The organism is Bacteroidota bacterium (genome assembly GCA_017303975.1).
Taxonomy (GTDB): Bacteria; Bacteroidota; Bacteroidia; order JAFLBG01; family JAFLBG01; genus JAFLBG01.
Window position 1 is genome coordinate 183,281 of sequence record JAFLBG010000001.1, and the last position, 12,640, is coordinate 195,920.

Consider the following 12,640-nt stretch of genomic DNA (forward strand, 5'->3'; position numbering starts at 1 on the left):
TTAATTGAAGGGATGAATTTAAGGAAATTTATTGTTTTACCACCAACTTAAAACCCCTTCCATGGATATTTAAGATTTCTATTTGAGGGTCGTCTTTTAAATATTTGCGAAGCTTTGTAATATATACGTCCATACTTCTGCCTGTAAAATAATTATCGCTTTGCCAAACGGTGTTTAGTGCAAATGCTCTGTCTAATACATCGTTAGAATATACGCACAACAGCTTAAGTAAATCGGCCTCTTTGGTGGTAAGCTTTTGCTGTTTTTTACCAATAAGTAAAAGTTGTTGTTGGTAATCAAATTTATATTTCCCTATATCAAAATTAGTTCGGTCGGCAGAGGCTTGTGTTTGACTTTTGGTTCGTCTTAAAATAGCATTTAAGCGTAATAACAGCTCTTCCATGCTAAATGGTTTATTGATATAATCATCTCCACCTGCCTGAAAACCCTCTATGGCATCTTCTTTCATTGATTTTGCTGTAAGAAATATTATTGGGATGTTTTTATCTGCTGCACGAATTTCCTTGGCTAGTGTAATGCCATCTTTTATTGGCATCATGACATCAAGTATGCATGCGTCAAATTTCGATTTCTTAAATTTTTCGAAACCTTCTTTACCATTAACTGCAAGTAGTGTTTCAAACCCTTTAGCATCTAAGTATTCTTGCAGCAACGAGCCTAAGTTTTTATCGTCTTCTACTAACAATAATTTTGTTTTTACATCTCCCATTTTAGTTTTGTATATAAGGTAAATAAATTGTGAACGTACTTCCTTTTCCTAGTTCGCTTACTACATCTATCGTTCCGCCATGTTTTTCAACAACAGCTTTTACATAGCTCAAACCTAGTCCGTAACCTTTTACGTTGTGCACATTTCCCGTAGGTACGCGATAGAGCGTGTCGAATATTTTTTTGATGTTTTCTTTGCTTATACCAATTCCGTTGTCGGTTACATCAATTAAAACACCATCTTTTACATTTTTGGTAGAAACGCATATTTCCGGATTTGTTTGTGTGTATTTAATGGCGTTGTCTATCAAATTGTAAATAATGTTTGTGAGGTGTACGCGGTCTGCTTTTACAATAAAATCAGTAGCTGCGAGCTGTGTTATAATTTTCCCTTGTTTGTTTTCCACTTGCAATCGAATAGTATCAATTGCTCTTTCAATAATGGCGTGAATATCGTTATCAGAAATCTTCAATTTGAACTCGCCTTTGTCCAAAATAGCGGTTTGTAAAATGTTTTCGACTAGTGTGCCAAGCCGTTTATTTTCCTCGTTTATAACACCTACATATTTTTCTGTTTTTTCTTTCGATTTAAAAACAGAATTATCGCTCAATACCTCGCATGCCAATGAAATAGTAGATATGGGGGTTTTGAATTCGTGTGTCATATTACTGATAAAATCGTTTTTTATTTCCGATAATTTTTTTTGTTTGAAAATAGTTGAAATGGTGTAGTAGAAAAACCAAAGCAGTGCACTAATAAAGAATGCCGATGCAATTAGCATCAACCACATGTTTTTAAGGATATAATTTGTTTGATTTGGAAAGTATACCGCCAAATATTTCGGTTTAATATGAATATTGTTTGGCGATAAATTTGTTTTGAATTTACTGGCTGAAATTTTATTTGTTGCGCTATCTTTAGATGCCGCTATATCGGTCGCACTGCCAACAATAGCATAGTTGTATTTTGCAGTTATTCCGTTTTCTTTAAGTGATTGTGCAAGCAGTGTGTCTAGCAATAGTGTGTCAATTTGGTCGTTGTAATCGTTGTAGATATTGATACTTACCAACTCATCAAAAATATCGCTTACCATTTCGTTCTTATTCATGAACTTGCTAAAATTGTCAATGGAAGAACTGTTTGATGTAATTCCAAACGGCTGAATAGAATGATTTTTATAGTTAATACCAAAATCATTGCTGGATGCAGAGTCGGTAATATAATTTTTCTCTCTTGTGTTTTTTATAATTACGCCATTGGAATCCGTTTCTAATTCTTCGAAAATTTTAACATTGTATCTATTGCTTGCTGCGCTGTATCTGGCGGGTGTTTCCAGCAATGAATCCCCCACTAGTTTACGAGCCAATCCGGTTGAGTCATTCTTGGAAAGCCAACGCACGCCTTGCTTTCTAAAGTTAAATCGTTTTTTAATTTTTGCCGCGGTCGATTTTTTTTCAAGTTGAAGCGCTGTGTTGGTTAATGCACTTGCTACTTGCTGTTCAAAGCGCTGTGTACTTATTTCTACAGCATTATTTATCCAATACAACTGAATAAGCACAATGCCCAGTAATGCTATAATTGCAAGTACACTTATTAGCTTGAGTCTAGTCGTATTCATTCGAGCAAATTTAACGTATAATGCGAAGCTGTATTACGGGCATTAACAACTTTTAACACACTCCAAAACATACTAAAAATTCCCGTTTTTTAATGTAAATTTGCACCTATGAAAAACGGGTTTTGGAAAAAAGTAATTGGTTATTTTATTCAGGGATTATTAATTATTGTACCTATTGGTATTACCGGTTGGGTATTGCTCAAAATTGTAAAAACAATTGGCTCGTTTTTCGATTTTTCGGAAGTGCTCATCCATCCGATTATAGATAAGTTTATTTTACTGGGAATTTCTATTGGGATTATAATTTTATTGGGGCTGCTAGGCTCTTCTTTATTATTTAAACCTTTGTTTGTTGTTTTTGAAAACGCGATTGAACGCGTTCCGATTATTAAAATAATTTACACTTCTATCAAAGATTTTTTATCTGCTTTTGTGGGCAATAAAAAAAGATTTGATAAACCTGTTCTTGTTTATATTGATAAAGCAAACAATGTGCAAATGATGGGATTTATTACCCAAAAAACACTTGCCACTATTGGAATTAAGGAGGAAAGGGTGGCTGTTTATCTTCCATACTCGTATGGATTTATGGGACAATTAATAATTGTGCCTGCAGAAAATGTTATTTCTATTGACATTTCATCATCTGATGCAATGAAATTTATTTTATCCGGAGGCGTTAGTGGTATTGATAACCAAGCAAAATAATTTTGTATGCAAAAAATTAAAAACTATATCAACGGAGAATTACTGGAACCTGCAGGCAATAACTACATAGACAATTACAATCCGGCCACAGGCAAGGTGTATTCATTCATTCCCGACTCTGACGAAAAAGATGTTGAGCTTGCTGTAAAGGCGGCACAAGATGCTTTTCCTAAATGGTCCACTACACCGAAGGATGAGCGCTCTAGAATAATGTTAAGAATAGCGGCACTCATCGAAAAAAATTTAGATAGGCTTGCATTAGCCGAATCTATTGATAATGGGAAACCTGTAAAGCTTGCTAAAGTTGTAGATATACCAAGGGCTGCCGCCAATTTTCATTTTTACGGGACGGGAATTTTGCATTTTGCTTCCGAAGCTCACTCTATGGAGCATTCTGCCATTAACTACACCTTGCGCGAACCAATTGGTGTTGCAGGATGTATTTCTCCTTGGAATTTACCATTGTATTTATTTACCTGGAAAATAGCACCTGCCATAGCTTCGGGCAATTGCGTGGTAGCGAAACCTTCTGAAATTACGCCAATGACTGCATACCTGCTTTCTGAATTATGCATCGAAGCAGGACTACCCAAAGGTGTTTTAAATATTGTACATGGCTACGGACATAAGGTTGGCAGCGCTATTACTGCACATCCCAATATTCCGGTTATTTCATTTACAGGTGGCACTAAAACAGGTGCAGAAATTGCACGTGTGGCAGCGCCTATGTTTAAAAAGCTATCGCTAGAGTTGGGGGGTAAAAACCCGAATATCATTTTTGCGGATTGTGATTTTGAGAATATGATTAAAACCACCATTCATTCGTCCTTCTCAAATCAAGGTCAGATATGTCTTTGTGGGTCTCGTATATTTATTGAGCGCCCTATTTACGAAAAATTCAAAACAGCTTTTTTAGTAGAAGTAAATAAATTAAAAGTTGGCAATCCTACAGATGAGTCCAGCAGATTGGGTGCTGTGGTGTCCAAGTCGCACATGGAAAAAATTATCTCTTATATTGAATTGGCAAAACAAGAAGGAGGAAAGCTTCTTCATGGAGGCAATCGTGTAACTGTTGCCGGAGAATGCGCAGAAGGTTATTTTATAGAGCCTACTGTTTTCGAGAACTTGCCCTACAATTGCAGAACCAATCAAGAAGAAGTGTTTGGTCCTTTTGTAACCCTTACTCCGTTTGACACAGAAGAGGAAGTGTTGAAATACGCCAATAGCACAACGTATGGGTTAGCCTCTACGGTATGGACAGAAAATCTTACCAAGGCGCACCGTGTAGCGCAACAAATCCATGCAGGAATTGTATGGATTAACTGTTGGTTATTACGTGATTTACGTACTCCATTCGGAGGAGTTAAAAGCTCTGGTGTTGGACGTGAGGGCGGTTTCGAGGCTTTTCACTTTTTTACTGAGCCTAAGAATGTGTGTGTAAAATTGTAGTGGTTTTAGTTTTTTAAGCTACACAATTTTGTAAAGAAAATATTGGAAATAAAAATGTGCAAAAAAACTACTCCACTCCAATATGAATCAACGCATCGCCTTCATTAATTACTGGTTGATTATTTACACCCACAATATAGCCCGATTCAGGCGCTTTTAGCTGTATCTCTGTATCTCCATAGGGGTCGGCAATGTAACCTATAACCTCTCCTTTTGTTACGGATGAGCCATATCGCTTGTGTGTTGCAAACAATCCTGCCATGCGCGCTCTAACCCACTTAGATTCTTTAAGCAATTTGGTTTCACGTTCCTCGACATTGGTATCAAGCATTTCCATTTGTTTTAGTAGTCGCAAACACCCTTTAATTCCTTCGTTTATAGCCAAACTATTGAAACGCATCGATTCGCCCGCTTCGTACACCAAAATAGATTTTCCTTTTTTGGAAGCTTCTTTTCTAAACGTTTTGTCTCGGTAGGGCGAATTAAGGGTAAATGGCGCACTAAACATGTTGGCATAAGCCAAACTTTGCTCATCATCAAACACACAGCGCGTTTGCGGAAAGTTATTTATTTGAGCACCTCCAGTATGAAAATCGACACCAAAATCTATTTGTGGGACAATTTCTTTCATTAAATCGTATGCCATCCTGCTACCTAGAGAGCCGGACTGGGTGCCCGGAAAACATCGGTTTAAATCCCGCCCATCGGGTAATTCGCGCGAACCACTTATAAAAGAAACAATATTGATAATAGGAATAACAATAACACTGCCTTTTACTAGTTTTTGCAAAACACCTTGCCGGATTAGTCTGCGCAAAATCTCAATTCCATTTATTTCATCACCGTGCATGCCTGCAATAAATAGTGCTGTTGGGCCTGTATGGATAGAGCGAAAAACGTGTACCGGAATTTCAATAAAGGTACGTGTAGGCAGCCTATACGTGTTTAGATTTGCCTCTAAGAATTGACCGGGCTTAATTGTATGGCCGTTTATAACAATATCCTTGTGCATATAGTTAGTTGAATTATTACAATGTACAAAGTATTTGTAAATGAGAATAAACCATATGGGACATTTTTGAGTGGCGAAATAGATTTTTTAACTGCCTTAATTTTTGGTAAATGGATTTATTGTGTCCTGCATTTAAACAATTAAACATAAGCGGCAAACATGTTTTTGTATTTGCTCTGCTTTTGTTTTAAGGTAACATTGTAAAAAAATGAAAAGGATTATTAAATTTTTGCTGATTACTATTTCGACAAAATTTTTATCATCACAAAATGCAAACTCGGGAACAGGATTACCAATTTCGGCTTCAATAAATAGAAATTGATTTTTCAGCTTTGCCTTCGGGAGTATATATCATTAATGTAGAAACATCAGATAAACACTATCTGTCGCGATTTATAAAACAATAGAAGAGAAGTTATTAGGAGCAGAGAAGCGAGAATGTTTATGTATTAATGAACATACTCGTTTCTTTCTACATACTCTATTATTTTTCCGGCTATATCAATTTTGGTTGCGCCTTCAATACCTTCTAATCCCGGGGAGGAATTGACTTCCATTACTAGTGGTCCTCTGGAAGATTGCAGCATATCTACACCTGCAATATCTAGCCCCAATGTACGCGCGGCTTTTATAGCAGTTGCTTTTTCTTCCGGAGAAAGTTTTATGACACTTGCAGAGCCACCTCTGTGTAAGTTGGATCTAAATTCCCCTTCTGCACCTTGTCTTTTCATCGCCCCTACAATTTGACCATCCACTACAAACGCTCGAACATCAGCACCTCCGGCTTCTTTAATAAACTCCTGCACCAAAATGTTTACATCTTGGCTCAAAAAGCCTTCTATTACTGATTTTGCAACACGATGTGTTTCAGCCAAAATAACGCCAATGCCTTGCGTTCCCTCCAAAAGCTTTACTACTACGGGTGCTCCACCTACTTGGTTAATTATATTATCAATATCTTTCGAACTATATGTAAAAGCTGTTTTCGGCATTCCTAAATGTGCTCGCGCCATTAGCTGCAAGCTTCTTAGTTTGTCTCTGGAGCGCACCAGTGCTTGTGATTCCACCGCAGTGAAAATTTTCATCATCTCAAATTGGCGCACCACTGCCGATCCATAAAAAGTGGCAGATGCTCCAATGCGCGGAATTACAGCACTTACATCGGTTACTTCTTTTCCTTGATAAAATATATGTGGCCGCCCTGCTTCGATTACAAGCACACATTTTAAATGGTCGAGCACCAACATTTCATGACCTCTTTGCTCACCCGCTTCTACCAAGCGTTTGGTAGAATAAAGTTTAGGGTTACGAGAAAGCACTACAATTTTCATTTTATTTTCTATTTGTATTTAACAGTTCAACATCAACAATAAATCTGCTCTTAAGCAATCGCCTGCCAATTAAAACAGGAAAACGCATGTTAGCTCTATCCGTTAGGGATATAAAGGATTTTATTTTTCTTCCGGCAATTATCACTCGTGTCATTATAACATAGCGTTTTTCTAAATCGCCAAAAGAATTTTTAATCATTTTTTCTGAAAATTTTTCGAACTGATGCTCTTGCTCATTGTACTCCGGGTGGCTTGGATCAAGCAATTTGAAACACAATACAGGTTTGTTTTTTTTTGTTATGATTTTAATATCATGACAGTGAAGTGCAGTTGTATATGCACCTGTATCTATTTTTGCCTCTATGCCAACTAATTTTATATCCGGAAAATCAACCAATTCTCTACGGCCAATTAATTGTTTCGATTTTTTTGTCTTTGCCATGAATGGGTATCTGTTACAATAATATTATTTTATTGTATTTCCACCAATAGTTATCAATAATTTAATATTTGCTTATTCCCTTTATTTGCAGTAATACTACAAGTTTGTACCTTGTGCAACTATGGAAAATACGAGATACGATTACATACTAGTAGGGCAGGGAATTGCTGGGTCGGTGTTGGCGTTGTCTCTTCATAAGCAAGGTAAGCGTGTTTTGGTAATTGATGAGCCCGGATTGTCTAGCTGCTCAAAGGTTGCAGCCGGTGTTTGGAACCCCATTGTTTTTAAGCGTTTGAATAAAAGTTGGATGGCCGATGAGTTGCTGCCAGCAGCGCATCAGTTTTATACTTGGGCAGAAGGCATTGTTGATGGCTCATTTCATCACGTTATTCCTATGGTGAAATTTTTTACCGAACAGCAAGAAATTAATTTGTGGAAGAAAAAATTAAACGAAGAGGAAGGTATTTATTTAAGTAAAGTGTTTCACTCCGAATTCCACCCTGCGTTTTTTCAACAAACACTATGCTCATCAGAGGTAGAAAAATCGGGCTTTTTGGACACAAAGTTGTTTCTGCAAAAAACACGTGCATTTCTTAGCAAAAACGATATGTTGTTGGAAGAAACAGTTGATTACTCTAAACTAAATGTACAGGCTGATACAGAAGTTTCTTACAAGCAAATAATCGCCAGCAAAATTGTTTTTTGCGAGGGGTATAAAGCGTTAGAAAATCCATACTTTCCTAAAAATGCATTTAAACTTACAAAGGGAGAAACATGCACAATTCGCGTAGAAAATTTAGATGTAGCAAAGATTGTAAATAAAGGTGTTTTCATTGTTCCGCTAGGAAGCAATAAGTATAAGGTAGGCGCTACTTATAATTGGGACAACATTGACGAAAATTCTACGAGTGAAGGATTAGTAGAGTTAACAAATAAATTAAATAAACTGCTGTGTGTTCCTTTCGAAATACTAACACACGAGGCGGGAGTACGTCCAACAACGGTTGATAGAAGACCATTGATTGGCGAACATTCCACCCATAAGAGTGTTTTGTTTTTTAACGGATTTGGCACAAAGGCTGTAATGCTTGTTCCGTATTGGGCTCAGGCATTTGCAGAAAATAAATTAGAAGATCGACCTTTTTATAGCGAGTGTGATATAAAAAGATTTTTTAAAGCTGGTAACCACTAATTTTTCCAAAATTTTAGAACTTTGGAAACGCTAACGATGTACATTAATTTAATTAGCATACAACATGAATACAACTCAAGAAAACATTTTTGATATAATTATTGTAGGAGGCGGAATTGTTGGTCTGGCTACGGCCTATAAGATAAATACAAAATATCCCACAAAGAAAATATTGGTTTTAGAAAAGGAAAAGGAAGTGGCAGCGCACCAAACGGGACATAATTCGGGAGTGATACATTCCGGGTTATACTACAAGCCGGGCTCCTATAAAGCAAAAAACTGTGTAGATGGACGCAGAGAGCTTGTCTCCTTTGCAAAAGAACATGGTATAAAACATGATATTTGTGGAAAGATTGTTGTTGCCACCGATACTTCTGAATTGGCGCACATGAACAGAGTATTTGAAAATGGCCTAAAGAATGGAGTTGAAGGGATCGAAAAAATAGATGCTAAGCGAATAAAAGAAATAGAGCCTTATTGTGTAGGAATAGAGGGCATTTGGGTGCCATGTGCCGGAATTATTGATTATGCGGACGTGTCTAGAAAGTATGTGGAGTTAATTAGAAGCAAATTTAATGGCAGCAAGGTGCTTACAGAGCACGAAGTAACCGGCTTTGAAAAACACACCAAGCACACGCATGTTATTACGCCTAAAGGAACATTTACAGGAAATTATATAATTACTTGTGCAGGCTTACAAAGCGATAGAATAACAAAGAAGGAAGGAACTCCTACAGATACTGCTATTGTTGGCTTTAGAGGTGATTATTTTGATTTGTCTGATAAAGGATTAGAAAAGGTTAAGAATTTGATTTATCCGGTACCCAATCCTAAATATCCATTTTTAGGTGTTCACTTTACTCGTATGATACACGGTGGCACCGAATGCGGACCCAATGCCGTATTTGTGTTTAAGCGAGAGGGGTATGGCAAAACGGACTTTTCGTTGCGAGATACTGTGGAAGCATTGTCGTTTGGTGGCACTTGGAAGTTTTTTGCGAAAAACATGAAGTTTGGATGGGACGAATACCGTGGCGCATTTTCAAAAAAATTCTTTTTAAAGCGCTTACGCAAACTTATCCCAACACTAGAAATGGATGACTTAAAGCCGGGAAGAGCCGGAGTACGAGCAATGGCATTGGCTCCGGAAGGAGAAATGATTGATGATTTTAAAATTGAAGTAAATGGAAACGCAATACATGTTCTAAATGCACCTTCTCCTGCAGCTACATCATCACTTGCTATTGGAACTGCGATAGAACAAATGGCTACACAGCATTTTAATTTGGGATAATTAAAATTTATGTCGAGCCTGAGGTTTTTCTAAAGTTCAAAGCTTTGGTAATGCACTACTAGAAAGCGCTATCGCTTATTTCTTCTTGCAGTAAAGGTCAGAATCTTCTATCGGATATTTTTTATCTAAGTCAACATCATTAAAGCTTTGTTGTTTACCCCAAGCAAAGTACTTCTCAAAAAATGGCAACAGTCTATTCGTTTTTATTTTTTCTAAAAAATACACTTCGTGTTCTTTTTCCTTGATACCCATTTCGTACAGCACTTTATCGTGCTCCTTAATTCCCAACGAATGAAAAAACTGCATCATTCTAAAATACTCACAAACATTGCCGCTTTCCAATCGTCCTGCAAAATAAAAGGGCATAAACCAGCCTATTATGTAGCAACTAAACGATATTAGCTTTCCTAAAATATAAAAACGCACTTCATATGATTTAGAAATAGGAATGTTGTATGTATTCATTATAGCCAACACTTCGCTGCGATGATTCCATTCGTCAATTTCAATTTGTCTTATGGCTTTTTTCTCTTCAACATTCTTTACTGCACCTGCATGTCCTTGATAGGCAAACGCTGCGGCCTTTTCTGCAGAATATGCTTTTTTCAGCAAATCGACAAGCTGAGGGTGCTTTAGTTGCATTACGCTTGAGTTACCAATTTTTTCAAAGCCTCTATCCAAACCGGATGGTCGTTCAAACTCTCTACCAGTTGCACTTTTTCGCCACCATGTTCTTTGAAAATTTCATCGTATTCGGTGCCAATTTCATAAATTGTTTCCAAGCAATCTGCTACAAATGCAGGCGAAAAAATTAGTATTTTCTTTGCACCTTTTTCTGCAAGCTCTGCAACTACCTTATCTGAATAGGGTTTTAGCCACTTGTCATCCAACCTTGATTGAAACGTGGTGGTGTACTTCCCTTCCGGAATACCAATGGTACGAACCAGCTGGCGTGTGGTTTCAAAACATGCAGCTCTGTAGCAATACGCATTATTCTTAGTTATCTTATTGCAGCAATCGCCCATTTGGCAGGTGTTTCCTCCGTAATGTGCAGACGCTTTTCTAATCTGTCTTTCAGGTAATCCATGGTAACTAAACACTACATGGTCATACTCTAGGTGGTTGTGTTTTTTTGCTACCTCCGCAAACGCTTGTATAAAGGGCGGAAAATCATAAAATTTATTTATAATTTTTAGTGTTGGCGTAACTTCCCATTTTTTGACAACTCGCAAAAGCTCTTCTACAGAAGAGCCCGTGCTAGATGAAGCATACTGCGGATACATAGGCAGAGCAACAATTTCAGAAACTTTTGCCTGACGTAATTTTTCTAGCGCAGATTCTAAACTTGGCTGTTGGTAACGCATTCCAAGCTCAACGACAAATTCATAGCCCAACGCCTTTTGCAAAGCATCTTTTACTTTGTTCCCATAAATCAAAAGTGGAGAACCATCCTTAGTCCAAATATGCTTGTATAGCTTGGCTGATTTAGGTGCTCTAAAAGGAACAATAATTCCATTAACCAAAATAAATCGTCCAATGGGATTGATATCAATTACTCTAGGGTCGTTTAAAAATTGGGTGAGATATTTTCTTACATCCGAAGTAGCAGGGCTATCAGGCGTTCCAAGGTTAATTAATAATACTCCTTTTTGCATATAGTTAAATTAGAGGAAACGCTATATTTTCCTGACTTATAATTTCTTCACACTTTAATTTTAAATAAAGCTGTGCAACCGTAACAGCATCTTTTTGGCAATACGTAACTATTCTATTTAAATCCTTTTGTTCGTAATATACTCGAGCTACATCACTACCATCAATGTCGTCTTTAGGCGTTGGTATACCAAATACATGAGCAAGCAAATTAAGAGAAGTGAAATTTTTATAATCGCCAAACTTCCACATATCCATTGTGTCAAGGTGTTTAACCTCCCAAGGTTTTTTACCGGAAAGGTCAAGTATGGCAGGTAGTTTAATGCCATTAATCAGCATTCTTCGGCACAAAAAAGGGAAATCAAACTCTCGGCCATTATGTGCACACAGCATCTGATTCTCCTTGTTGTACTTGGTTTGTAGCAACTCCGAAAACTCTTTCAGTAGCTCTTTCTCATCGTCTCCATAAAAAGATTTTACACGAATGGTTTTGTTTTTCATAACAATAGCCACAGAAATGCAAATAACTTTTGCAAACTCTGCATATATACCGGATTTTTTATATATCTCTTCCGGTGTTTCTTGCTGATTAAATCTAAATTTTGTGTCCCATAATTTTTTTGTGGCATCGGGCAACTGCTTGTATTCATAAACAATGGGAGCGGTTTCGATATCTAAAAAAAGAATGTTTTCGTAATTAAAATCAGACATAGTTATTGTTTTTTTACTGATTAAAAACGTTACTTAATCATAACTCCTCTTTTGTTAAGAATAGGAACGGTTGTAAAGTATTCTTCTTTGATTGTTTCCGCCAAAAAAATATACTTTTTATCGTACATTTTTTTATTGTGGTAAAAGCTTATCCAATACTCATTATTCAGGCCAAAAACATTTTCCATAATGGGTTCTATCTTCGAAAAACTCTTTGGTTCGATTGTATCCAGAAAATGGCGTAGTGTAGACGTTTTAATCTCTTCTCCGTCAATTTGCCCATAACCGCTGGAAGTAACCAACACGCCTTCGAGCGGCTCATTCTTTAAATTTACGAAATAAACATTCCACTCATCTTGTGCCAATTCGTTCTGTTCTTTAACTACAGCCAAAGCCACATTCTCAACTTCCGGAAACTCAATATCTTTTCGCATATTGTAAAATTGCTTTTAACCGTAAATCTACAAAATGACTGTTAAATAATTCGCATTTTCTTCTGT

14 protein-coding genes are annotated in these 12,640 nt (G+C 36.9%); 5 read left to right on the forward strand and 9 right to left on the reverse strand.

The window, feature by feature from the left end; all coding sequences use genetic code 11:
- Positions 1-28: 28 nt before the first annotated feature.
- Both J0M08_00810 and J0M08_00815 read right to left on the reverse strand, forming a co-directional pair.
- Positions 29-730: a response regulator transcription factor gene (locus tag J0M08_00810; GenBank protein MBN8701581.1), complete on the reverse strand. Its 702-nt coding sequence runs from the start codon at positions 728-730 to the stop codon at positions 29-31.
- Position 731: 1 nt separating this feature from the next.
- On the reverse strand, positions 732-2,348 hold the full coding sequence (locus J0M08_00815; GenBank protein MBN8701582.1) for a HAMP domain-containing histidine kinase: 1,617 nt from the start codon (positions 2,346-2,348) through the stop codon (positions 732-734).
- Positions 2,349-2,456: 108 nt separating this feature from the next.
- Here J0M08_00815 and J0M08_00820 point away from each other — a divergent pair, with 108 nt between their 5' ends.
- Both J0M08_00820 and J0M08_00825 read left to right on the forward strand, forming a co-directional pair.
- Positions 2,457-3,056 (forward strand): DUF502 domain-containing protein, encoded by a 600-nt coding sequence (locus J0M08_00820; GenBank protein ID MBN8701583.1) that lies wholly within the window; start codon positions 2,457-2,459, stop codon positions 3,054-3,056.
- Between the two features lie 6 nt (positions 3,057-3,062).
- The gene (locus tag J0M08_00825; GenBank protein ID MBN8701584.1) at positions 3,063-4,505 is read left to right on the forward strand and encodes an aldehyde dehydrogenase; all 1,443 of its coding nucleotides are present in this window, start codon (positions 3,063-3,065) and stop codon (positions 4,503-4,505) included.
- Between the two features lie 67 nt (positions 4,506-4,572).
- Here the strand turns inward: J0M08_00825 and J0M08_00830 are convergent, their stop codons facing one another.
- Complete coding sequence (locus tag J0M08_00830) at positions 4,573-5,517, reverse strand: succinylglutamate desuccinylase/aspartoacylase family protein (protein MBN8701585.1); 945 nt, start codon at positions 5,515-5,517, stop codon at positions 4,573-4,575.
- A gap of 311 nt (positions 5,518-5,828) precedes the next feature.
- Here J0M08_00830 and J0M08_00835 point away from each other — a divergent pair, with 311 nt between their 5' ends.
- Entirely contained in the window at positions 5,829-5,924 is a 96-nt protein-coding gene (locus J0M08_00835; protein ID MBN8701586.1) for a T9SS type A sorting domain-containing protein, read from the forward strand.
- Positions 5,925-5,966: 42 nt separating this feature from the next.
- On the opposite strand, the gene rimK is transcribed toward J0M08_00835, so the two are convergent.
- A complete protein-coding gene (gene rimK, locus J0M08_00840; GenBank protein ID MBN8701587.1) occupies positions 5,967-6,848 on the reverse strand; it encodes a 30S ribosomal protein S6--L-glutamate ligase in 882 nt (293 codons plus the stop codon).
- Position 6,849: 1 nt separating this feature from the next.
- Positions 6,850-7,290, reverse strand: coding sequence for an ATP-dependent zinc protease (locus J0M08_00845; GenBank protein ID MBN8701588.1), 441 nt, complete (start codon positions 7,288-7,290; stop codon positions 6,850-6,852).
- Between the two features lie 121 nt (positions 7,291-7,411).
- Here J0M08_00845 and J0M08_00850 point away from each other — a divergent pair, with 121 nt between their 5' ends.
- Complete coding sequence (locus J0M08_00850; GenBank protein MBN8701589.1) at positions 7,412-8,482, forward strand: FAD-binding oxidoreductase; 1,071 nt, start codon at positions 7,412-7,414, stop codon at positions 8,480-8,482.
- Positions 8,483-8,546: 64 nt separating this feature from the next.
- The gene (gene lhgO / locus J0M08_00855) at positions 8,547-9,776 is read left to right on the forward strand and encodes an L-2-hydroxyglutarate oxidase (protein ID MBN8701590.1); all 1,230 of its coding nucleotides are present in this window, start codon (positions 8,547-8,549) and stop codon (positions 9,774-9,776) included.
- Positions 9,777-9,851: 75 nt separating this feature from the next.
- Here lhgO and J0M08_00860 read toward each other — a convergent pair whose 3' ends face one another.
- From J0M08_00860 to J0M08_00875, 4 genes are read right to left on the reverse strand one after another with little or no spacing between them, the layout of a single operon-like run.
- Positions 9,852-10,418 carry a hypothetical protein gene (locus tag J0M08_00860; protein MBN8701591.1) on the reverse strand — a complete coding sequence of 189 codons (567 nt, stop codon included), beginning with the start codon at positions 10,416-10,418 and terminating at the stop codon, positions 9,852-9,854.
- The gene (gene hemH / locus J0M08_00865) at positions 10,418-11,431 is read right to left on the reverse strand and encodes a ferrochelatase (GenBank protein ID MBN8701592.1); all 1,014 of its coding nucleotides are present in this window, start codon (positions 11,429-11,431) and stop codon (positions 10,418-10,420) included. Before hemH ends, J0M08_00860 begins: the two co-directional genes overlap by 1 nt.
- 4 nt (positions 11,432-11,435) lie before the next feature.
- Positions 11,436-12,140, reverse strand: coding sequence for a 3'-5' exonuclease (locus tag J0M08_00870; GenBank protein MBN8701593.1), 705 nt, complete (start codon positions 12,138-12,140; stop codon positions 11,436-11,438).
- 29 nt (positions 12,141-12,169) lie between these two features.
- Positions 12,170-12,574, reverse strand: a complete 405-nt coding sequence (locus J0M08_00875) for a DUF4909 domain-containing protein (GenBank protein ID MBN8701594.1) — start codon at positions 12,572-12,574, stop codon at positions 12,170-12,172.
- Between the last annotated feature and the right edge of the window lie 66 nt (positions 12,575-12,640).